This window comes from Bacteroidales bacterium, from assembly GCA_035647615.1.
Taxonomy (GTDB): Bacteria; Bacteroidota; Bacteroidia; order Bacteroidales; family 4484-276; genus SABY01.
Genome location: DASRND010000013.1, coordinates 58,008 through 80,565 on the forward strand (window position 1 = coordinate 58,008; position 22,558 = coordinate 80,565).

The 22,558-nt window shown below is 46.1% G+C and carries 17 protein-coding genes; 10 read left to right on the forward strand and 7 right to left on the reverse strand.

The genetic code is table 11. The annotated features are described in order from the left end of the window. Nucleotides 1–95: 95 nt before the first annotated feature. From VFC92_05550 to VFC92_05580, 7 genes are all read left to right on the forward strand, one after another. Nucleotides 96–425 carry a nucleotide pyrophosphohydrolase gene (locus VFC92_05550; GenBank protein ID HZK07646.1) on the forward strand — a complete coding sequence of 110 codons (330 nt, stop codon included), beginning with the start codon at nt 96–98 and terminating at the stop codon, nt 423–425. 165 nt (nt 426–590) lie between these two features. After that, nucleotides 591–3,017: a DUF5686 family protein gene (locus tag VFC92_05555; protein HZK07647.1), complete on the forward strand. Its 2,427-nt coding sequence runs from the start codon at nt 591–593 to the stop codon at nt 3,015–3,017. An 80-nt stretch (nt 3,018–3,097) separates the two neighbouring features. After that, nucleotides 3,098–4,192, forward strand: a complete 1,095-nt coding sequence (locus tag VFC92_05560) for an AI-2E family transporter (protein HZK07648.1) — start codon at nt 3,098–3,100, stop codon at nt 4,190–4,192. 70 nt (nt 4,193–4,262) lie between these two features. Then, nucleotides 4,263–4,535: a YtxH domain-containing protein gene (locus tag VFC92_05565; GenBank protein HZK07649.1), complete on the forward strand. Its 273-nt coding sequence runs from the start codon at nt 4,263–4,265 to the stop codon at nt 4,533–4,535. A 99-nt stretch (nt 4,536–4,634) separates the two neighbouring features. Beyond that, on the forward strand, nt 4,635–5,036 hold the full coding sequence (locus VFC92_05570) for a phage holin family protein (GenBank protein HZK07650.1): 402 nt from the start codon (nt 4,635–4,637) through the stop codon (nt 5,034–5,036). Next, nucleotides 5,023–5,289, forward strand: a complete 267-nt coding sequence (locus VFC92_05575) for a hypothetical protein (GenBank protein ID HZK07651.1) — start codon at nt 5,023–5,025, stop codon at nt 5,287–5,289. The genes VFC92_05570 and VFC92_05575 overlap by 14 nt, the downstream gene beginning before the upstream one ends. Nucleotides 5,290–5,315: 26 nt before the next feature. Continuing rightward, complete coding sequence (locus VFC92_05580) at nt 5,316–5,558, forward strand: hypothetical protein (protein ID HZK07652.1); 243 nt, start codon at nt 5,316–5,318, stop codon at nt 5,556–5,558. Nucleotides 5,559–5,744: 186 nt separating this feature from the next. On the opposite strand, the gene VFC92_05585 is transcribed toward VFC92_05580, so the two are convergent. The 5 genes from VFC92_05585 to VFC92_05605 all read right to left on the reverse strand — a co-directional run bounded on the left by VFC92_05585 (nt 5,745) and on the right by VFC92_05605 (nt 14,416). Continuing rightward, nucleotides 5,745–6,674 carry a hypothetical protein gene (locus tag VFC92_05585; GenBank protein ID HZK07653.1) on the reverse strand — a complete coding sequence of 310 codons (930 nt, stop codon included), beginning with the start codon at nt 6,672–6,674 and terminating at the stop codon, nt 5,745–5,747. A 56-nt stretch (nt 6,675–6,730) separates the two neighbouring features. Next, nucleotides 6,731–7,798: a tRNA 2-thiouridine(34) synthase MnmA gene (mnmA, locus tag VFC92_05590; GenBank protein HZK07654.1), complete on the reverse strand. Its 1,068-nt coding sequence runs from the start codon at nt 7,796–7,798 to the stop codon at nt 6,731–6,733. Nucleotides 7,799–7,846: 48 nt separating this feature from the next. Continuing rightward, a complete protein-coding gene (locus VFC92_05595; GenBank protein ID HZK07655.1) occupies nt 7,847–9,025 on the reverse strand; it encodes a formimidoylglutamase in 1,179 nt (392 codons plus the stop codon). Nucleotides 9,026–9,043: 18 nt separating this feature from the next. Continuing rightward, complete coding sequence (gene topA, locus VFC92_05600; protein HZK07656.1) at nt 9,044–11,419, reverse strand: type I DNA topoisomerase; 2,376 nt, start codon at nt 11,417–11,419, stop codon at nt 9,044–9,046. A gap of 279 nt (nt 11,420–11,698) precedes the next feature. Continuing rightward, a complete protein-coding gene (locus VFC92_05605; protein ID HZK07657.1) occupies nt 11,699–14,416 on the reverse strand; it encodes a T9SS type A sorting domain-containing protein in 2,718 nt (905 codons plus the stop codon). A 311-nt stretch (nt 14,417–14,727) separates the two neighbouring features. Between VFC92_05605 and VFC92_05610 the strand changes: the two genes are divergently transcribed. Continuing rightward, entirely contained in the window at nt 14,728–15,090 is a 363-nt protein-coding gene (locus VFC92_05610) for a nucleotide pyrophosphohydrolase (GenBank protein HZK07658.1), read from the forward strand. Between the two features lie 220 nt (nt 15,091–15,310). Here VFC92_05610 and VFC92_05615 read toward each other — a convergent pair whose 3' ends face one another. Next, nucleotides 15,311–17,146 carry a hypothetical protein gene (locus VFC92_05615; protein ID HZK07659.1) on the reverse strand — a complete coding sequence of 612 codons (1,836 nt, stop codon included), beginning with the start codon at nt 17,144–17,146 and terminating at the stop codon, nt 15,311–15,313. Between the two features lie 242 nt (nt 17,147–17,388). Between VFC92_05615 and VFC92_05620 the strand changes: the two genes are divergently transcribed. After that, the gene (locus VFC92_05620; GenBank protein HZK07660.1) at nt 17,389–18,324 is read left to right on the forward strand and encodes a CPBP family intramembrane glutamic endopeptidase; all 936 of its coding nucleotides are present in this window, start codon (nt 17,389–17,391) and stop codon (nt 18,322–18,324) included. Further along, nucleotides 18,311–21,184: a hypothetical protein gene (locus tag VFC92_05625; GenBank protein HZK07661.1), complete on the forward strand. Its 2,874-nt coding sequence runs from the start codon at nt 18,311–18,313 to the stop codon at nt 21,182–21,184. Before VFC92_05620 ends, VFC92_05625 begins: the two co-directional genes overlap by 14 nt. 578 nt (nt 21,185–21,762) lie before the next feature. Here the strand turns inward: VFC92_05625 and tnpA are convergent. Continuing rightward, nucleotides 21,763–22,248, reverse strand: coding sequence for an IS200/IS605 family transposase (gene tnpA, locus VFC92_05630; GenBank protein ID HZK07662.1), 486 nt, complete (start codon nt 22,246–22,248; stop codon nt 21,763–21,765). Nucleotides 22,249–22,558: the final 310 nt, after the last annotated feature.

Genomic DNA, 22,558 nt, shown 5'->3' on the forward strand with positions numbered 1-22,558 from the left:
TTTTAATTGATAACTAAAACAAGAGCTTGAAAGGAACGGCTGTAAACTTATAACTATAACAGGCAATGCGTAGATTTGCCAACAAATTTTAACGAATGACACTCCAACAAGCACAGCAAACCGTGGATGCGTGGATCACCACCACGGGCGTTCGCTATTTCAGCGAACTGACCAACATGGCCATCCTCACCGAAGAGGTGGGCGAGGTGGCGCGCATCATGGCGCGTCGCTATGGCGACCAATCCGAAAAACCAACCGACACGCAGCACGACCTTGCCGATGAGCTGGCCGACGTGCTTTGGGTGGTAATTTGTCTGGCCAACCAAACCGGCATCGACCTCACCGAAGCTTTCGCAAAAAACCTTGAGAAGAAAAACCTCCGCGATGCGGATAGGCACCGGAATAATCCAAAGCTGAAAGGATAGGAAGGCGGCAGGCTTGAGGCAGCAGATATTGAAATTTGGAACCTGACGGAAGAAGCTAAAAAAGGTTTTAAAGATCAGCACTATTTTATTCATTCTCCCAGCTTCGCAACAGGAAGTTTTGTTTTTTTGCATTACAGAACTTTGTCATTTTTTAAAAAAAATACTTTGGCTTTCCGACGTAAAATATTGCTTTTTGCTTTTTGCCTGTTCGTGATGGCTTTTGGCTACAGCCAATCCCACACCATCAGCGGGCGGGTGTTCGATAGCCAGAGTGGCCAAACGCTGGCATTTGTAAATATTGTGGCCAACAACAGCCGTGCGGGCACCTCCACCGACATCGACGGGCGCTTCACGCTCACCGCCAGCCAAGAGATTGAGTTTTTGCGACTTTCGTATGTTGGCTATGCACCGGCAACTTTTTATCCGCAAGGCAAGGCAAAGGTGGAAATAATGATGGAGCCGCTGCCCGTGACGCTTGACATCGTGGAGATCGTGGCTGGCGAAAATCCGGCAAACCGTATCATCCGAAACGTAATTGCTAACCGCGACGCCAACGATCCTGAAAAGCTCGCTTCGTTTTCATATACTTCCTACGACAAGATGGTGTTTACGGTTGACACGCTCGAAATGCCGGCGCCTGACAGCATAGCAAAAGATTCGTCTGCTTTCCGTTTGCGGCATTTCCTGAAAGACAAAGATTTTTTTATGATGGAAACGGTGTCGGAGCGCAAGTTTATGGCACCCGACAAAAGTTACGAAAAGGTGATCGCCTCACGTATCTCCGGCATGCGCGATCCGGTGCTGCTGTTTCTTAGCTCGCAGTTGCAGTCGTCAACTTTTTATCAGGATTTTATTAGAATTGGCGACAAGAATTACATCAACCCTATTTCTTTGGGCAGCTTGCGCAAATATTATTTCCAGCTCATGGACACCACCTACACCGCCGCCGGCGACACGGTATTTATGATTTATTACCGTCCGCGGAAAGATACCAACTTCGACGGCCTGAGCGGCGTGCTCTCCATCAACACGCACGGCTGGGCCATACAAAGTGTGCAGGCCGAGCCAGCGCGAAACGAAAGCGGAATGACCATCCGCATCCAGCATCTCTACACCCTCATCGACGGCAAACATTGGTTTCCATCCCAACTGAATACCGATATTATTTTTAAAAATGTAATAGTTAATAATGTGGCGCCTATTGGACGTGGCAAAAGCTACATCCGCGATGTGGTGCTGGAACCGGAACTGGTGCGGCGACAGTTTAATCATATCGCCATCGATTACGACCCGCGCGCCGGAAGCCGCAGCGAAGAGTTCTGGCAGCAATTTCGTACCGACAGCCTCTCGCAACGCGAGCAACGCACCTACATTTTTATGGATAGCGTGGGAAAAGAGATAGATCTCGACGCCAAAGCTGCCACTCTGAAAGCGTTGTTTAACAACCGTCTGCCAATTGGAGTTGTGGATATTGACCTGAGCAAGATTATCAAATACAACGATTACCAGGGATTGTACCTGGGACTGGGGCTGATCACCAACGCAAAACTGTCGCAGACTTTCGATGCCGAAGCTTTCTGGGGCTATGGCTTTGGCAACAAGCGTTCTCAATATGGCGGACGCCTCGGCGTAGTCATCGACAAATACCGCGACTTACGGTTTGATGCAATGTATTACGACTTTGTAACCGAAACCGGCGCCACCGAGCCCAACGACGACGACCGACAGAACCTGCTCAACCCGGCCAACTTCCGCTACTTTCTGATACGCCGCATGAATCCTACCCAACGCATCAGAGCAGCAGTGGGCTTCAGGGCGCTGCGCTATGCGTCCGTTAATCTTGCGATAAACAGAGATGTAAAACAGACCACGGGAGAGTACAGCTTTTTGCCGGAAGGCAATGCCGGCGATGCACAGCGTGAGTTTACCTTTACGGAATTACAAGCTTCGGTGCGGTATGCCTACAAAGAAAAGTTTATGCAGATGCCCGATAGTAAGATTTCGCTGGGCACACGCTATCCAATCATAAATCTAACCTACGCCCGCGGGCTGAACGATGTGCTGGAAGGCGATTATTTTTATAATAAAGTGGATTTAAAAATTGCGAAGAAGTTTTATTTCCGATATGTGGGCGAGTCGTCGCTTACGCTAATGGCCGGAGCCATCGACCGCCCGCTGCCCGAAAGCAACCTCTACAACGGACGCGGTTCCTTTCGCACATTCACACTCTATGCGCCGCAATCTTTTGCCACACAGCACATGAATGAATTTCTGAACGACCGCTATCTTTTCCTGTTTTATACGCACAACTTTGGCAAACTACTTTGGCGCACCAACAAGTTCAATCCCGAATTTGCCATAGCTACAAATGCGGGTGTGGGAAGCTTGCAACATCCCGAATATCATCAGGGAATAGTAGCACAACCGATGGATAATCTCTATCTGGAATCGGGTTTGCTGATTAACAACATGCTCAATGTGGTGGGCATTTACTCGCTTGGCATTGGCGTTTTTTATCGCTACGGCTATTATGAACTACCCGATACCTTTGATAACCTCGCTTTTAAATTATCGATGGTATTTTCATTTTGATCTTTTTTTTTATTTAACTTCGCTGCGTAATGATTTTCACACCACTTTTGTAGCGAAATATTTTTTATAAAAAAGGCTCCATGAACAGAGTTTTACGCATTCTCGGTGGTATTTTGATTGGCGTTTTAGCGCTTTACCTGATTTGGCGCTTTGCCAACATCATCACTTATCTGGCCATTGCCATCTTATTATCGTTGATTGGCAGGCCATTGGTGAAGCGTTTCAATGCCATGCGTATCGGACGATTTCATATTCCAAATGCCCTTAGCGCGTTGCTGGCTTTGTTGGTTATTATCCTGGTCGTACTTTCGTTTGTAGGGATTTTTGTGCCGCTGATTGCTTCACAGGCACGCCTGGTGAACGACATCGACTTTGATCTGATAGGAAGCTCCATGCAAAAACCCATCGCCGACGTGGAGATTTTTCTGCGGCAATACAACATCCTCACACGCGAGGAGACCATCCGCCAGCTTTTTGCGCAGCAGATTGACTCTATTCTTAATTTCGCTTCTTTTTCTAAAACACTCGCTTCCGTTGTCGGCGTCACCGGATCAATGTTTCTCGCTGTATTTGCAATTCTTTTTCTCACTTATTTCTTTATGAAAGATTCCTACCTAATTGACGAATTGGTAGATACTCTCACGCCTATCAATTATCAAAACGAAGTGCAGAGCGTGCTCACACAGTCGAAGCGATTGTTGAGCCGTTATTTTATTGGTTTGATGATAGAACTCACCACCATGATCACTTTGCTAAGCCTTGGACTCACCTTGTTTGGAATAGAAAACGCCTTGCTGATAGGGTTTTTTGGCGGGCTGATGAATGTGATTCCCTATCTGGGACCTATCATCGGAGCTGCGCTAGGCATAATACTTACAATATTTACAGCCCTAAGCACGGGGATGATAAGCGATCTTTTCTCGTCGATATTGATCGTTCTTGGGGTATTTGCTGTGAGCAATCTCCTCGACAATGTGGTGCTTCAGCCGCTCATTTATTCCAACAGTGTAAAGGCTCATCCGGTCGAAATTTTTCTGGTCATCCTCATTGCAGGAAGCATGGCCGGCATTCCCGGAATGATACTGGCCGTTCCTACCTACACGGTTTTGCGCGTGATTGCTAAAGAATTTTTAAGCCAGGTAAAAGTGGTGCAACAGCTCACCAAAAACATTTAACACCTTTTATAGTAGTGGATGTAAACGGATTAGTGTATATTTGTAAGCTTACATTTAAAAACTTAACAAAATGAAAAATTCAACAGGTAGTTTTATTTTTGGATTATTAAGCGGTGCAGCCCTGGGCGCAGCGCTCGGCATCTTGTATGCCCCCGACAAAGGCGACGTCACCAGAGACAAACTCACTAAAAAAGCCAACGATTTGAAAGAAGATTTCGACGACAAATTCGACGATTTGAAGGATTACGTCAACGAAGCTTTGGGCGATATGAAAGAGAGACTGGCCGACGTGAAGGAAAAAGTTTCGGACGTAAAAGAAAAAGTTCAGAAAAAAGAAGTCTAATCTATTAGCCCTCCAGCGTCCTGAAAAATTAACGGAATTGTCCGATAAATCCATCAGCGATTTGAGGACAATTCCTTTTTCATTTTTAACCCACCGGATATGAATAAGCAAACCTTCGATGCACACCTCAGGAAAATCACCCGAAGCATCAAACAATACCTTCAGCTCAAAACCGAACTTTACAGCCTGATCGTAGTGGAGCGTCTTGCCCGAATTTATTCCCATTTCATTGCGGCGCTCATATTTACATTTTTCATCTTTTTCTTCACCTTGTTTCTCTCGCTGGGTTTCGTTAGTTGGTTTACAGCAATGACAGGCAGAACATTTTTGGGATATCTCATCGTAGCTGCATTTTATTTGTTGATGGCGCTAATTGTACACGTTTTCAGACGCCGTATCTTTTTCGATCCGATGGTGAAAACGCTTACCAAAACGATCTTTGAAAAAGAGGATGAGCTTGGCAAAGAACAAATAATGGAGGATCCTTATGAAGAAGATTAAATGTCACTCCGATCTGCGTTATCGCAAGCTCTGGCTGCGCAGCGAGATAAGAATAAAAGAACACCAGATTGTCAGTCAAGTGAGTAATCTGCGCAACGACATCAGCACTGTCAATGTCCGACAGGATGTAGTTAATAATATTGTCAACAACCCGGCAACCCTTATCAATACGGCCAAAATCACCTTCGGGTTCATCACCGCTTTGCGCAAGCTTCGCCAGCGCAAGAAAGAAAAGAAACTGAAATCCAAATAAATTTAAACCAATTTCCCGAAAGACTTATGACTCCCATTACCAAAGAAATTTATATCGAAGAGCTGGTGAGTGATTACCCATTTTCAGTTCGTTTCCTCTCGGAGCGAGGCGTAAAATGCATTGCCTGTGGCGAGCCTATCTGGGGCACACTCGAAGAAGCAGCCCGCGAAAAAGGCTTCGACGACGCAGCCATCGACGAATTGGTTAATGATCTTCGTGCAATGGACGAAGCAGGAAAACAGGAAGATATGAGTGGTGAAAAAAAGTAGGTAGAAAGTAGCAGAAAAAAAAGCAGAGGCGACTGCCTGCAAAAGACTGAAGACTGCGAACTGAAAACTGAAGACTTTTTTCATTGAATGGGTTTGGACGAGGCTGCTCCTCGTCCTGTTTATTTTTACAGGCTCAGCCTGCAAAAATAGATTCAGGAACTGCTGTGAGAAAAACCTGAGAACTCCCTACCACCCGACATATCCTGTAAAATCCCCCTCCAGATGCCGCATTTGTCCATATTCGCGGTAGACTTTGCAACTAAAATTCGCGGTAAATTTCAACAGATTTTCTTCGATGTTCCCTGTATTAATCTCAATCATTTCGGTGATGATGAGGCTGCTTCCCTCCTGGCCGCGGGCCGTGTCGGAGGTGGTCCATGGAATGAAATAATAGTCAGGGTCGTGGATGATGATCTCGAAACCATCGGCGGCAAAGGGCGAAAAATGTTTTATGCCGGTGGCAAATATTTCGGGAATTTGTGCCGGTGCGGTGAGATGTCCGGCGCGTATCTCGATGACGGAGCTGATGCGGGTAGCAAACTCAGCCGCTGCTATCCAGCCCGTATCGGTGGCAATAGTTTGCGATTGTGGAAAGTAAAAGTTATAATCCTGTTTGTAATGCCAGGTTTTGTCTTCCAATGTAAAATGCAGCTTTGAAAGACCGTAAACGTCGGTACGGGAAGAATCGCTTACGCAAATAAAAGTTATGATTTCTGTCGGTTGTGCGCCGTAAACTATTTGCATAGAACCTTCGAGCATAGCAGTGTCGGCAAAGGTTCCTGAGACTTTGCTTTCGTCGGGCAGACTGAATGAAAAGTGCCGGTCGATGATTTCGCCGAGGCCATCAGCGTTGTGCAGGTCGCGGAGCTTCTCATTACCGTCGATCATGTAGCTGAGGCGGCAGCGTGTGATGTAGGCATGTTCCTCTATGTTTTGCACTTCAAACTCCGACAGCTTCATCTGCGAAGTGTTGCCGATCCAAACTCCTTCAAAACGCAAATCGGATGGATTGCCTGGCAGGCGTGGTATTTCTTCCGGCTCACAGGCAGTTAGCAGCAATGCCAATGATATGGCTATTGCGCAAAGCAGCAAAAAGAGTGAGTTACGGAATTGCATTTTTGACAGAAACTTTTATAATTTTATGGGATTTGATAATTATTCATCTTTTATCATCAGGCCACAATCACACCGCTGCCAAGGCAGATAGTAGCATCGGGGGTATAAATCACACCAAATTGGCCGGGGGCAACGCCCTGCAAGCGCTGTAGCGATTGGATAACATAGCGATCTCCTTCGCGTTGCAGTGTTCCTTCGTTAAATTCGGGCTGGTGACGGATTTTAAATTTCACCTCTTGCGCAATGTCGTAGGTGCGGTCGGCGTAGCCATTAATAAATTCGAAATGAGCCAGGCTTACAACTTTTTTATATTGCCCGTCGGGGTCGTAGCCATTGGAAACCAGCACACGATTTCCCTCTATATCTTTATCGACGACAAACCAGGGGCCGCCGCTCATGCCCAGCCCGCGACGCTGGCCGATGGTGTGAAACCACAGCCCTTCGTGCCGGCCCAGCACCTTGCCGGTTTCGGCTTCTACGATATTGCCGGGATTGGTGCCGACATATCTTTTTATAAAGTCGTTGTAGTTGATTTTTCCCAGGAAGCAAATTCCCTGGCTATCTTTGCGCTGCGCCGAGGGAAGCCGGGCTTCTTCAGCTATCCTGCGCACATCGCCTTTTACCAGATCGCCCAGTGGGAAAACCATTTTGGCAAGTTGCTGCCGATTAATTTGGCCTAAAAAATAAGTCTGATCTTTGAAATGATCGCGGGCTGTGGCCAGATATTTTTCGCCATCTATATTTAGCGTGGAGGCATAATGCCCGGTGGAGATGAGATCGAAGTCGTTGCCATATTTCTCATCAAAAGCACCAAACTTGATCATCTTGTTGCACATCATGTCGGGATTTGGCGTAAGCCCCTTCTTCACCGATTCGATGGTATAGCTGATCACCCGGTCCCAATATTCTTCCTGCAGCGAAATCACTTCCAAACGGCAGCCATATTTCCTAGCGAGCCAGGTTACAATTTCGATGTCTTCTTCGGCAGGACAATCCACCCATGCAGGGTCGTCCTGCAATCCTATTTTTATATAAAAAATATGTGGGTCGTACCCCTGTTCTTTCAACAGATGAACCGTTACAGAGCTATCGACACCACCAGATACCAATGAAGCTATTTTCATCTTTATAAATTATTACCAAACAATTACAACGAATAACGGCACCGGGAATTACATGAGCTTTTGGTAGGCTTTCCACCAGCGGTCGGGAATTTCGTTGGCGGCAGCCAGCTGATAATCGGCGTAAGTGCAGGGCACCATGATGTGACGACAGTGATCTTTTTCCTTTTTCTCACTCACGGGCAACTGCATCCACCAGCGGGAAGTTTGTTTGCTTTTGTAAAAAATCATATCGCTGCCGGCCCTGCTGGAATCCACAATGTATTTTACGAAATCATCATGCTTGTCATCAGGATATTCGTCAATACGCACTGCCAAGCCATCCAAAAAGTACCAGATCATTTGTGCCACCAGCAGGGCTGTCTGTCCGTGCTGGTCGAGCAGTGGATTGGCTTCGTAAAAACCGATGCACGAAAGTTTGGATGAAATACCGGCATACCGCACCAACTGGCAGGCTTCGTCACCCATAAATCCATTGGGCGAAGCGTTGCCGTTACCGGGTGCGTCGCTAAAGCGCACGGCAGAAATATCAAAGCTCAGATAATCGGCGTTGCGAATCACCGGCTCGGCTTCTTCTATGTTTTGACGCACCACGCCCAACCGCCAGGTATCAAAAAACAGCTTGTTCATCACCTCCAGCGTAGCAGTTTCGGTGAAATAGCTTTGGTAGCCCAGATTGGCAAAGTTGAAAAGACAATTAGGCTTTTTAAAAATGATGGAGGAAAGGAAGTTGGCAGCGTTGGGAGATTGTATCTCAGTGCCGGCGTAGTTGAGGCGCGCATCCACGCTCACCAGATTGATGATGCGGCCGGCCTGCTCGTATCCCGAATAAACGGCATACGACAAATCTTCGCTGCCGCCAATAACGATGGGCACTACGCCCGAACGCAGCAGCCGGAAGATGGTATCGCGCAAAGCGAAATAGGTATCGCTGATATTTTCGCCGGAGCGGATATTTCCAAGGTCGCCAATTTTGAGTTTCCACCCGCCCATGCTCAGGCTGTAGAGCGCCTGGCGGATGGCACTGGGAGCCTGGCTGCAGCCTTCATTGTTTACAGCGCCACGTTCTTCGTTAACACCTACAATGATGGCATCGAACTGCACAAGATCTTCTTCGTCAAAAGTATCGTCCAGCGCTACTATCTGATCACCAAGCCAGGCGCTGCTGCCTGGTGTCTCAGCTCGAAGAGTGTCGGTATCTACCGGATCGAAATAAAGGGAGATCTCCATCTGAAGTGTTTTGTGACGCTATTTCTTTGCTTTTGAGCTCGGTTTTTTTGTTACCGTTTTAGCTTTCGGTTTAGCAGCACTCTTGCGCGAAGCTTTTTTGGGAGCTGCGCTCTTGCTGCTTGCCGCAATTATTTTTTTAGCATCGTCAAAAGTCAACGATGCCGGGTCGGTATCTTTTGGAATACGATAGTTGGTTTTGCCTTCGGCGATGTAGGGTCCCCAGCGGCCATTGAGCACTTTAATGTTTTCGTCCTGATCAAAAATTTTAATGGTTTTTTCGCGCTCTTTTTTAATTTTTTCTTCAATGAGTTCGATGGCCCGCTCAAGGTTTACGTCTGCCGGATCGTCTTGTTTTGGCAACGAAACAAACAACGACTTGTGTTTGACATAAGGTCCAAAACGCCCGATGCCGATGGTTACTTCAGCATCCTGCCAGCTGCCGATGGAGCGTGGAAATTTAAACATTTCCAGCGCCTCTTCCAGGGTGACACTATCGAGTGATTGCCCTTTTTTGATGGAGGCAAAGCGCGGCTTTTCTTCGCTCTCGGCGTCACCAATCTGAATCATGGGGCCAAAGCGACCAATTTTGGCATATACATTTTTGCCTGTACCCGGCTCCTGACCCAGCAGTATTTCGCCGCTAAACTTTTCGCTGTGCTCTAAAGTATCTTCAATGCGCTTGTGGAAAGGCCCGTAGAAATCAGCAATCATTTCGTTCCAAACCTTTTGCCCCATCGCTATCTCGTCAAACTCCTTTTCCACTTTTGCAGTAAAATTGTAATCCATGATATTCATAAAATGCTGCATCAGGAATTTATTCACCACATTACCGATGTCGGTGGGTAGCAATCTACCTTTGGTCTGGCCGGTTTTTTCCGATTTTTTTTCTGTTTTAATGTGAGCGTTTTTTAACGAAATAATCTCATAAGAGCGCGCAGTTCCATTGCTGTCGCCCCTTACCACATATTCGCGTTTTTGTATGGTAGAGATAATGGGCGCATAGGTAGAAGGGCGCCCGATGCCAAGCTCTTCGAGTTTCTTTACCAAACTGGCTTCGGTATAGCGTGTAGGTGGTTGGGTATAGCGCTGTGTGGCATCCATTTGAAGCAGCGGCAGTTTCTCACCTTTTTTTACAGGGGGCAACATGCCGGCAGCTTCGTCGGTAGCATCGTCGTCGCTCGATTCGAAATAGACTTTAAGAAAACCTTCGAAAAGGATTACTTCGCCGCGCGCAACAAATTTCTCAGTAGCAGTAGAAATATCGATGTTTATGGTGGTACGTTCCAGCTGAGCATCGCTCATTTGCGAGGCGATGGTTCTTTTCCAGATGAGACTGTAAAGCTTTTTCTGATCGTTGGTACCATCAATATTTTCCTGATTTAGATAGGTAGGCCGGATGGCTTCATGCGCTTCCTGAGCTCCTTTTGTTTTGGTAGCAAAACGGCGAAATTTATAAAAGTCGTCACCGAATGAACTGATGATTTGTTCCTTGGCCAATCCCAACGCCAGATCAGAAAGATTCACAGAGTCGGTACGCATGTAGGTGATCTTTCCCGATTCGTAAAGTTGTTGTGCTACCTGCATGGTTTTGCCGACGCTAAAGCTGAGCTTGCGACTTGCTTCCTGCTGAAGTGTAGATGTGGTAAAGGGGGGCGCGGGCGAACGTTTGGCTGGTTTTTTTTCGACGGAAGCTACGGTAAAATCGGCACCGATGCATTTCTCAAGAAAAGCAAGCGCTTGCTCACGCGTAGCAAAGCGTGTGGGCACCTCAGCGCGAAGCAGGGTTTCGTTTCCATCTTTCTGAAAAAGTGCAGTTACACGATAATAGGAAACAATTTCAAAATTTTTGATTTCATCTTCGCGCTCCACAACCAAACGCACAGCCACCGACTGCACACGGCCTGCCGAGAGGGAAGGCTTCACTTTGCGCCACAGCACGGGCGAAAGCTCAAATCCTACAAGGCGATCCAGAACGCGCCGTGCCTGCTGGGCGTCGACCAGATTAAGATCGATGCTGCGTGGCTGCTCTATCGCGCGTGTTATGGCCGTTTTTGTAATCTCATGAAAAGCAATGCGCCGCGTACGCTCCTTATCGAGTTTCAGGGTTTCAAAAAGATGCCACGAAATGGCCTCCCCCTCACGATCCTCGTCCGTTGCAAGCCAGACGATTTCGGCGGTTTTGGCCAGCTTTTTCAATTCATTAATAACGCTCTTTTTGTCGTCAGATTCTACGTAATCAGGTTTAAAATCATTTTCGATATCCACGCCCAACTGTTTTTTCGACAGATCACGAACGTGGCCGAAGCTGGATTTGACAGTAAAATCCTTTCCAAGAAACTTTTCGATGGTTTTGGCTTTGGCGGGTGACTCAACTATGACCAGATTTTTAGACATATTTTAAAAAAAATTTGGCGGCAAAGGTAGTACATTTAATTTTTCAGCCTCTCCAACAACGCTCTTCTGCTTATGATGTTGGTGATAATTTTCAACTGATTTGGTTTTTTTATTTGATATTCAACAGTCTGCTGTTCAGATTATAAAATATAACAACAAGGATTCGCTCCACCCAAAGGCGAATAGGTTAACTATTTATTTACCAGGATAATTTCCCGACAAAAAAAAGCGCTCCCTTTCGGAAGCGCTTTTTCGTTTAAGAAAAAAATTATGGTTGGATTATTTAACAAAGATTTTCTGTACGGATGATTGATCAGCAGATTTGGCCTGAAGTAGATAAATTCCAGCCGACAGATGGCTAATATCGATCTGCACGTTGTCACCGTTTGTGGCATTGCTGGTAAGCACCACCTGACCTTGCGTGTTGGTAAGTGTGATTTGTGTTTCGGCAGCAAAACCCGTTACGTTAACCATGTTGGCGGCAGGATTGGGATAAACCTGAATCTGTGTAGCCTGTACGTCGCCAATGTCAGTAGCAGTGGCTTTGAAAGCATTTATTCCTGAAGCTCCAAACTCGACGTAGTTGCCACTATTGGGCATCTGCATGTTGTAGGTAGCTGCAAGTTCGGCGATGGTTCCCTGTGACTGATCAAAAACTTTAAAACTGATGCTTTCACCTTCCGTCAGGCCATCGATGGCTTCGGTGGTGATATCGTCGCCATAAGCAGCCAGCAACAGGTTTTCGTTGGCACCTGTGTATTGTGCCATGCCTACGCACAACTGTTCGCTATTGAAAGCAGCGATGATATCGCCGGCTTCAAAATTTTGCAAAGCTGCGGCAGCAATGGAAATAAGATGCGCTGATCCGGTGTTGGCAACAGTCCAGGGTGCTCCGCTGATAGCAGGAATTGGCTGGTTGTTGTTGCTTGCTGTGGCCTCAGGAAAGTCATAATAAACTACTGCTGCTGAGGATAAGTTAACAAGGTAGCCTTCGCCGGGAACAAGCGTTTGAAGTGTAAAAATGCCACCTGCCGGCCAGAAAACGGGTCCGTTATAAATATCAAAAGCATACACCAGATTGCCGTCTAATTGTGCAAAGAAACTGGCAGCATCTACATTTTCATCTACCAGCACGGGCAGATAATCAATTCCTGACGCCAGAGTTACCGATAAGTCGGCAAGTGGTACTTCGCTGAAAAGAGCACAGCCTGGTTCGTTCATTTTTACTTTGTAAGCGTTGTTGGTATTCCATACGCCCAAAAGGTTTACGTTTTGCCCCGGCCAGTAGAAACCACCACGGTTGAGCAAAAGCTCGAGTTTTCCATCGTCAGACAACTGTCCGAATATTGCATCCAAATCAGCACCGAAAGGCGCGTAGGGTGATGAAATGATGCTCCATCCTTTGGGAATGCATACCGGATATCCTGACAACTGACCTGTCCATTGGAAGTTGAGAACATTAGAACACTGTACTTCAGCAAGACTGTTTTCGAAGCAAGCCTGGATCTGATCTACACCAGGCTCGCTGCCAACATACGAATACATGGCCTGGCCATCGGAGTCGGTAAGTGCAGTGAATATGTTGCCAGCATTGGGACCAGCTATCACTTCAAAGTCAACGGATACGCCTTCCAGCGGATTGTGATCTTCATCTTGCACAGTGGCCGTAACGGTATGGGTTTCTCCTATTGGCTGGTTATTAACAGCTTGCGATAGCACAATAGATTCTCCTTCTGACAGGATCCAGTTTACACTAAGTGCATTGGAACATTGAGTAATACTCTGGCTGTTCTCGAAACAAGCCGTTACGATATCCACACCTGGCTCAGAGCTGCTGTACACAAAAAAGGCTTCACCATCTTCGTTGGTAGCTGTTGAGAACGACAAACCGCTGTTAGGACCTGAGGTTACTTCAAAATCTACTATTTTGTCAGCTACTGGGTTCCCTTCGCTATTCTGAATCAGTGCTTTGATGGTATGGTCGGTGCCTACATCAGGGTTATTGGTGGTCTGGCTCAGCAAGATGCCTTCGCCGATGATGGCAGCACCTGTTATTTCAAAATAAGCCAAGAAGATGTTGTCGTCGTTGGACGGATTGGAGGTGAACGCAGTGATGGTTGTGGTTGTTATGTCGATAAATGGCAGCAAACTATAAAGTTCGTCATCACTATATTGGTTCACAGGTGTAGCAAATGGAAACTCCGGATTGTCGTTAGAATCGCCCAGACCGCCTACCGTTATTAGTGCACCATTCTGTTGGTAACCGTCGTCTTCGCCACCTGCTGAAGTAGTAAGGCGCTCTCCATTGATATCGATAATGCAATATTGCTGTATGCCACCTTCTTGAGCCGAAAAAGAAATGCCCAAGCCCATGTTGAGAATGGAATTTGGATCATTAGGATCAATTGATTCAGCCAATGCAAGAGAGAAGGTGTCGCCGGCAAAAGCCTGAGCTCCAAAGAGAATAACAATGGTCTCTTCGTAAGCTGATGGATCCGCAAATATTACCAATAGTGCTACCCCATCAATATTGTTAGTATTGCATTCTGTAACGGGAAGGCTTGTGATACCAGGAGCGGCAGGGTTCAATGCTGAAGCTACGAGTGATGTGACATCGGCATAATAATTTTTGCTGTATAGCGCATTTGCGATTGATCCATCCCAGTTGATGGGTGTGCCGTTAAGGGAGATACAGCCATCGGAAATGACAGATCCACCATAAACAACAGCCGACATCAGATATGCCTTGTGCACAGTAGCCAAAACACTGGGTTTGTTAACATCCACAGTATAATCATTGTTGGATCCTGCACCATCGGCCGAAAGATAATACTGCCCGGTAACGCTGTACAGCGGCGTGAGACCATTGGCCTCGGGAGCATCCATAGTTTGCACATCAGCATTTTGCTGAATAGTGCCGGGAATTTGATCCTGTGCTATGACAGCACCAAAAAACATCATTAATAATGACAATGAAAGTAAAAATTGCTTTTTCATAAGATTTAAAAAGTTTAATTAATAGATTTTTTTCGTTCTTTATTCTTAATACTTAACTTTCAAAACTACATCTTTGCTATTTGGAATGGTTATATTTGAGATACTTTAACGCCCAAAAGCCTTATCTGTCTGGCTTTACGTCTATTGAAATTTTAACAGTTTTTATTTTGGGGTTGCCCAAATGTTAATTCTTAACCATTTATTAACAGTTATAACTTTCGATTTAAAATATTCCAGACACACCCGGTTACATTTGCAAATTTGAAACGCATAAAAAACGCCTATTTTCGCAATTTAAAATGCAGAAACCAATGGATGCAATAGCAGAAATTACGAAATTGCTGATTGACTTTCGCGATGCGCGCAACTGGCAGCAGTTTCACAACCCGAAGGACCTGGCGCTGGCACTTTCGATAGAAGCCGCCGAACTTAACGAACTTTTTTTGTGGAAAACCCAGGAGGAGCTTTCGCAAATCGACACAGCACGCATCGCCGAAGAGCTTGCCGATGTGCTGGCATACGCTTTTATGCTGGCCGAAAAATACCATTTCGACATTCCCGCCATCATGCGCGACAAAATTGGAAAGAATGCCCTGAAGTATCCCGTAGAAAAATCGCGGAACCTGGCGCTAAAATATACCGAGCTGGGGAAGGAAAAAAGAGATGAAAGGTGAGAGAGGAGAAAGGAGAAAGGAGAAAGGAGAAAGAAGTAAGTAGTATATAGTAGGTAGTAGCAAGCAGAGGGGAGGAAGTGTCAGATCTTGAGTTGGAAATTGGTTGCAAAATCCAATTCTCCACTAGCGGGCACAAACATTACTAAAATACCAAAACGGCTTTTGTTGTTGGATTTTTTATAATTGGAGTTTATTTGTCTTTTTTGTGATTTGAAATTTGTTACTGATATTTCAGCATCTTCACCTTCCCTTTGCTGATGCTGTAGGGCACCTCTAAGATATTCCAGAGGTAAAAATCCATTTTGTGTGCATCGTTGGGTAGCGGAACGATGATATTGCTGAGCAAATGCCCTTCGGCTCCGGTATAAGCAGGACGCATCCAGTCGAGGGCATAATATTCGTAACGCACATTTTCACCAACGGCGTTATCTATCGAAGCCACTATCCAGCTTTTAAATGGCTGGTCGGGAGCGTCAATCTGCAGATCAAAAATAAGCTCCAGGGTTTTACCTGCCAAAGTATCTATTTCGATATTGATCAAACCAAGGTACAGCAAGGTCACAAGCCCGTTTGTAGAAATAGAATCTCTTTGAAGTATCAACTGGCGAGGCAACGGCGCTTTGCGTTTGAGCAGATGAAACCTGCTTTGCGGCCAATAATCCACTGTATCGTAGAGGTCATATTTGTTCATTTTGTACATGGTATCCACAATCTGATAATCGCATAGTGTATCAGGAAAAAGTGAGCCATGAAACTTTCCTAATTTACCTCCGTGCTCAAAATTCAAAAAAGCCCAGCGTAACTCACGCGCTTTATAGCCACCAACCGTTGGTGGTACTTCGCCGGGCGTGTAGCTTTCATAAATTTCATCATAGAACCGTTCGGGAATTTTGTGATTCTCAAACGAATTGTGCGACAGGTTCATCACAAAAAGAAAATGCACTGGAATATAGGCAAGCGGTACCAGGAACAGCGGCACAATACAACGAGGATATTGCTGGAACAATTCGTCCACAAGAAACAGCAGGCTGGCCAGGAAATACAACACAAAATAAAGCCCCGTGCGATCCTCGGGGTAATTAACATCTAACAATAATCGCAGCAGCAACACTGCCACAATGTTTCCTATGAATAAATAGAAAAACAGCAGCCGTTTGTCAAAAAGCCTTTCCCACGAAAATTGTTTCAGAATCATCCAAACTCCACCGGCCAGAATAAAAATCAGATAAAAGGCTATAAGTATTTCAAACAACAGCCACTCAGGATCAACCATTGCGTATAGGATGGTGCGCACAGTAATCTGCCAGATGCCGGTGGTGAGACCATAATACAATTCGCCCATTTCCTGCAGCTTAAACAGGAAAACGGCAAAATATACCGCCGACCCCATTCCGACAATAATTATCAGCAGCCACCGCCGCCAGGTGTGTGACAGGGATGGTTTGGGCAGAGTGACCAATCGCAAGGCCAACAAACCGATAATGATAAGCGACGTGTTGAGCAAAGTGAGATTGGCCGCCACAGCAAGCGCCAGCAACAGCAGCGTGCGCAGATAATCGGCAGCTTTGGCCTGCTCCAGGGCGCGGGTGAGATACCACATTGCTGGCAGCAGCAATCCCATGGATAGACCGTAGCCCCGGGAGAGCGCGAAAAATTCCATGAAATTGTGCAGACAGGTGAGCGTCACCACACCGGTTATCCGAAGCCAGGGTCGGCGTAGTAAACCTGCAAATTTTACTACATAAATAAAATAAAGCGGGAAAGCCAGCAGATTGGCCAGACGCAAGACCATCGGCGACACGCCAAACACCGAGTAGAAAAAATAACTCAGGATGGAATTGAGAATATGGTTATTGGCAGAGAGTTCGTGGGCATAAGGCATAAAAAGTCCCGGCTGGATGTACCGGAAAAAAGTAGCCGTTTCGTCGTGTGTCAACTGCGTGTAGATGGCGCGCAGCCAAAGGTAGCCCCACAAAAAAACAAACAACCCCACATAAAAAATCACCTCGCCAGGGAGCTTTTTTTGCAATGGCAGTTTTGCTGTGTAATTCTCCATCAATACCTTTTTAAAAATTAAACCCTGTCCCCTGTTTCAGATGTGCGCAGGAAGTGGCAAAAATAGTTTTTTGTTGTAATTATTCAGTGCGTGTCCACCAAGGAGGTGCTTTTGATTAAACCCATGGGTCGCAATCCGATTGTAGCCATAAAACTTACCCTGCTCGATTTCTTGTTCTAATTTCTCCACTCCTTGTAAATCCTTACTTTTGCCTCCTGAACTTTTAACCAGCAAAAGTATTGATGAACATTCCTTTAAACTATTTACAACGGCAGTCGCCCTTCAGTCAGTTGATGATACTGGTGGCGCTCATTATAGCCACTACGTTTCTTACCCTTTTTTTGGGCATTCTGCTGGCAATTCCGTTTTTTGGCAGCGACATTTTTGTACTGATAGCAAAAGCCCCCGAAATGAATACGCCGCAGGACATAGCTTTGCTCAAATACCTGCAGGTGGTGAGCCAGGCGGGGATTTTTATCCTACCGGCTTTTGTCTTTGCAGCGCTCATGTCCAACCGGTTGTGGAGCTATCTTCAAATGAACTCTCTGCCGGACGGACGCCAGGTGTTGGCTGTATTTTTTCTTTTATTTGCCATACTTCCGGGCATCAACTGGCTCATGGAAATCAATGCCGCAATGAGCTTGCCGTCGTGGCTGCAGGGCGTCGAATCGTGGATGCGCACCAGTGAGGACGAAGCGGCGCGACTCACCGAAGCCTTTCTTGCTACCACCACACCACGCGGGCTTATCGCAAATTTGTTTGTCGTCGCGCTGATGGCTGCTGTAGGTGAAGAATTGCTTTTTAGAGGAATTTTGCAAAAGCTCTTTACGCGTTGGTTTGGCAATGTGCACCTGGGCGTGCTGGTCACCAGCATATTGTTCAGCATGTTTCATCTGCAATTCTTCGGTTTCCTGCCGCGTCTGCTGCTGGGCATCCTTTTCGGATATATGCTTGTATGGTCCGGATCGCTCTGGCTGCCAATTCTGGCACATTTTATCAATAACGCGTCGGCGGTTTTGGTGTATTACTTTTACAATCGCGGAGCAATTGCCACGCCTGCCGAAGATTTCGGAACCATTCACAACCTGCCACTACTGATGCTTAGCCTGCTGGCCTCGGCCGCGCTGATGTATATTATTTATTACTACCGCAAAAAACCTTTTCATGAAGAATCTTAACCCTACCCATTTTTGTTATCGCTTGGCTTTCGCCAAATATATGTTCGTGTTCCTCGCTCTGCTGATGCTTGCCCTCACGAGCAACGCACAAATTCTAAATGATGAACCTGCTGCTCTTCGCAGCCCCAATGGGTTTCCTCCCGGATGGGAATACAGTCAGGCGTCGCCGAATGTCCATGGCATCATCGTGTTTCTGGAAGCCATCCCGCGCATCAACCAAATCCCATTGCAGCCTGGCGATTACATAGGCGCTTTTTACACCGACGACAACCAGCAACTTCGTTGCGCCGGTGCCGATTATTGGCTGGGCGACGAAAACATCATCTTTTCGGTTTTTGGCAACGACCCTGATACGCCCGAGAAAGATGGCTTCAACTCGGGTGAAACCATGCACTTCAAGGTTTTTTACCAAGCCAACCAAAAAGAATATGATGTGGATTATCTGGCGTGGGATCCTTTTTATACGAGCAACTACAAGTGGTATTCTATGTCTATCTCCGGCATCATCGATCTGCAATGTTATGAGGGTTTTGATGCATTCGCCAGCGCTACTCCCAATCCCTTATGTCTGGGCGATGCCACACAACTGAATGCCAATATTTTTATAAATGGCAGTGGAAACTATTCCTACACCTGGACCAGCGATCCGCCGGGCTTCAGCTCTTCGTTGCCCAATCCGGTGGATACTCCTGAAGCCAATACAAATTATCATTTGGCGGTGTGGGATGGACAAACACTCTCAGAACATACCCTGCCTGTGAAGGTGAACGAAAACCCGGTGACCTGGGCTGGCAACGATCAGAGCATCTGCCAAAATCAATTCGCACAACTTGCAGGTACCGCTGTAAATGCTTCGGCAATGATGTGGAGCACCTCCGGCGATGGTACTTTCGACGCACCCACAGCGCTCACACCAAAATACTTTCCCGGCACTGCCGATATTGCCAACGGACAAGCTATTCTCACCCTTACCGCTCAGCCACTCGTCGCCTGCACTTTTGTAAGCACCGACAATCTGGTGGTGACGATACAACCGTTGCCGGCTATCAGTGCGCCATCCAACAGGGTATTTTGTGAAAATCAAACATTCCTTTTTTCGGCTGCAGCCGAAAGTTACGCTTCCATCAGCTGGATCACTTCCGGTGATGGCACCTTTGCCAATACGCAGGGCGACACAGTGCAATATTTCCCCGGCAACAACGACTTTCTGCTCAAAGCATTTACCGTAACCGCCTGTGCTCAGCCCGTTTCACCTTGCAGTGACGTTGCCTGCACAATGATCCACAGCACCATCCAGGACCCACCGGTGCTCAATGCGCCGCCTTCGCGCAATGGATGCGAATTTGCTCCCATTACCGTCAATAGCGCCTCCAGCAATTACGACCATGTGCTGTGGAGCACGCAAGGCGATGGCACTTTTGAAAATGCTGCCGTGCTCAACACAAAATATTATCCGGGCACCGCTGATGTAGCTGCAAGCGGAACTACACTCACCATAGCGGCTTTTGGCAGCGGCGCTTGCGGCAACTGGCCTGTCACCAAAGATGTAATTATCAATATCCGCCTTCAGCCTATTGCAAATGCCGGCAACGATATTACCCAATGTGCCGGAAATCCGGTGGCCTTGCAGGCCACTGCCAGCAATGCCGCCTCAATTATTTGGAGCACCAGCGGCGACGGCACTTTTAGCAACACCAGTCAAATGGCTACAAATTATTTTCCCGGAGCAGTAGATGCTTCCTCCGGCGGATGTCGGATCCACTTGCTGGCCAATCCCACACAGCCATGCACCCTCGCCGATATCGATACGCTACAACTGGTTTTGATGCCACCCGCTCAGGTTGAAATCGGATACAATAATGCAAGGATTTGCCATGATCAAAATTTCCACCTCGATCTGACCACCGCAGAACATTATGCTTCTTTGCAATGGTCTACGGTGAATGGCGGTGGCACCTTCGATGACCCGTCGCTGCTGCATCCCGTTTATTATCCCAATGCTGCTGTCGATTACCCAAAAGGCTGCATCGTCCTGGGCGTTACTGCACAATCCATCAATCCCTGCACCGTGGCTGCCGCCGATTTTATGACTTTGTGTTTCCAGGCACCGCCAACCGCTTTTGCCGGAACAGACGCAACCATTGCTGTTGGTGAAATTTACACCCCTGATGCCGCCGCTACAAATCATTCTGGGTTGCAATGGCAAACTACCGGCGATGGCACCTTTAATTATGCGCAACTTCTGAGGCCTCAGTATTTTCATGGCGTGCAGGATAAAACCACAGGCCATGTGTCGCTGATATTAACGGCAAGCCCTATGAGCGGATGCCAGATTTCCGCTGTCGACACCGTGCTCATTACATTTACAGGTGGGGGTCAGCTCATAGAACTATATGCGGGAAACAATGCAATGTCGACCTACATTAATACCGAAGGCAAAACTTTTGAAGAGGTGATTGCACCATTGCAGGATAAACTTTTGTTTGCCAAAGTTTTCAATAAAGTTTACTGGCCGAAATATGGGATCAATACCATCGGGAATTACGACATTAGTAGCGGCTATGAGTTGCTGCTCAGCAGCGACACCGAATTGTTGATCGGTGGAGTTAATCTCTCTGCAACCGGTTTCACTTTGCATGCAGGCTGGAATCTGATGCCGGTGCTTTCGCCCTTCTCTATCTCAGGGCAGGCTATTGTCGATCTTTTGGGCGATGCGCTGGTGATAATTGCAACTATTGATGGGGAGCAACGCGTCTTTCCTGCCCAAAACATCAACACGCTTCCACAATTAGAACCAGGAAAAGCCTATATGATAAAGATGAATGAAGAGGCTACTTTTGATTTTCCGATGTGTCCGTAAAAAAGGGATACCAGGGTGACGATGTGATTTTTAATCCCGAAGGGATTGTATATTTATAGAAAGACATCGAGTGGAGGAAAATGCGACCCCTGCGGGGTCGAAGACACAATTGCTGATCACGGTGCTATAAACATTTGAACCCTTCGCTTTCTTTTCAATGCTATTTTTGGATGTTTCGATTCGTCTAGGTTTCATGTTTTTAATCCCGAAGGGATTGTATGTTTATAGAAAAGATTGTTAGCCAAGATGATGCGACCCCGAAGGGGTCGAACACACAATTGCTGATCATTGTGCTATAAACATTCGAACCCTTTGGGTTCAATATCAATCCATTCAAATAAATATTCATTTTTAAACTCGAATTGAAACCGCTTTAATAACTCTATGTATTCCTCCATAAAAAGCGCTAAAACATTGGAACTTTTCGCGTTCTTTTCAATGCTATTTTTGGATGTTTCGGTTCGTTCATGTGTTGGGTTGTTTAATCTTGACGGGATTGTATGTTTATATATCTATTCTGTTTGTTGGAAAGTGCGACTCCTGCGGGGTCAAACACATCTGTGCTGATCATTGAGCTATTAACATTTAAACACCTCGGGTTCATCATCAATCCATTCAAATAAGTATTCGTCTTTAAACTCGATTTGAAACCGCTTTAAAAACTCCACGTATTCTTCCTTGAAGGTTTTCTTTTTGTGATGCTGCTTTTGTTTTGCAATGTAATTTATCACTGCATCCAAATTTGAATGACTATACGAAAATGCCCCATATCCTTCCTGCCATTGAAATTTAAACCTGACAAATCTCTTTTCTTTGATAAACTCATTAGATGATTTCTTTATTTCCCTAACCAAATCGGATAAACAACAGGAGGGCTTCATTCCTATGAAAAAATGTATATGGTCGGGCATCCCATTGATGGCAAGCATTTTTTGTCCTTTATTTTTCACAATACCTGAGATGTATTTGTAAAGCTCTTCCTCCCAACTAACATTAATTAGGCTTTCTCTACCTTTTACAGCAAATACCACTTGTATGTAAATTTGCGAAAATGTTCCGGACATGCTTTATTCGTTTAGTTTAAAAATTGTGATTACATAATTACGTTAGCAAACATAATGCAACCCTCCCAGGGTCGAACACATCTCCATTGATCATTGTACTATAAACATTAGAATCCTTCGCGTTCTTTTCAATGCTATTTTTGGATGTTTCGGTTCGTTCATGTGTTGTGTTGTTTAATCCCGACGGGATTGTATGTTTATATATCTCTTCTGTTTGTTGGAAAGTGCGATTCCTGCGGGGTCAAACACATCTCCGCTATTTATTGTGTTATAAACATTTGAACCCTTCAGGTTCATCATCAATCCATTC

What these genes read in the sequence shown, in the direction of transcription:
- VFC92_05550 (HZK07646.1), top strand. Translation starts at nt 96, where the DNA reads ATGACACTCCAACAAGCACAGCAAACCGTGGATGCGTGGATCACCACC.
- VFC92_05560 (HZK07648.1), top strand. Translation starts at nt 3,098, where the DNA reads ATGAACAGAGTTTTACGCATTCTCGGTGGTATTTTGATTGGCGTTTTA.
- VFC92_05565 (HZK07649.1), top strand. Translation starts at nt 4,263, where the DNA reads ATGAAAAATTCAACAGGTAGTTTTATTTTTGGATTATTAAGCGGTGCA.
- VFC92_05570 (HZK07650.1), top strand. Translation starts at nt 4,635, where the DNA reads ATGAATAAGCAAACCTTCGATGCACACCTCAGGAAAATCACCCGAAGC.
- VFC92_05575 (HZK07651.1), top strand. Translation starts at nt 5,023, where the DNA reads ATGAAGAAGATTAAATGTCACTCCGATCTGCGTTATCGCAAGCTCTGG.
- VFC92_05580 (HZK07652.1), top strand. Translation starts at nt 5,316, where the DNA reads ATGACTCCCATTACCAAAGAAATTTATATCGAAGAGCTGGTGAGTGAT.
- VFC92_05585 (HZK07653.1), bottom strand. Translation starts at nt 6,674, where the DNA reads ATGCAATTCCGTAACTCACTCTTTTTGCTGCTTTGCGCAATAGCCATA.
- mnmA (HZK07654.1), bottom strand. Translation starts at nt 7,798, where the DNA reads ATGAAAATAGCTTCATTGGTATCTGGTGGTGTCGATAGCTCTGTAACG.
- VFC92_05595 (HZK07655.1), bottom strand. Translation starts at nt 9,025, where the DNA reads ATGGAGATCTCCCTTTATTTCGATCCGGTAGATACCGACACTCTTCGA.
- topA (HZK07656.1), bottom strand. Translation starts at nt 11,419, where the DNA reads ATGTCTAAAAATCTGGTCATAGTTGAGTCACCCGCCAAAGCCAAAACC.
- VFC92_05605 (HZK07657.1), bottom strand. Translation starts at nt 14,416, where the DNA reads ATGAAAAAGCAATTTTTACTTTCATTGTCATTATTAATGATGTTTTTT.
- VFC92_05610 (HZK07658.1), top strand. Translation starts at nt 14,728, where the DNA reads ATGGATGCAATAGCAGAAATTACGAAATTGCTGATTGACTTTCGCGAT.
- VFC92_05615 (HZK07659.1), bottom strand. Translation starts at nt 17,146, where the DNA reads ATGGAGAATTACACAGCAAAACTGCCATTGCAAAAAAAGCTCCCTGGC.
- VFC92_05620 (HZK07660.1), top strand. Translation starts at nt 17,389, where the DNA reads ATGAACATTCCTTTAAACTATTTACAACGGCAGTCGCCCTTCAGTCAG.
- VFC92_05625 (HZK07661.1), top strand. Translation starts at nt 18,311, where the DNA reads ATGAAGAATCTTAACCCTACCCATTTTTGTTATCGCTTGGCTTTCGCC.
- tnpA (HZK07662.1), bottom strand. Translation starts at nt 22,248, where the DNA reads ATGTCCGGAACATTTTCGCAAATTTACATACAAGTGGTATTTGCTGTA.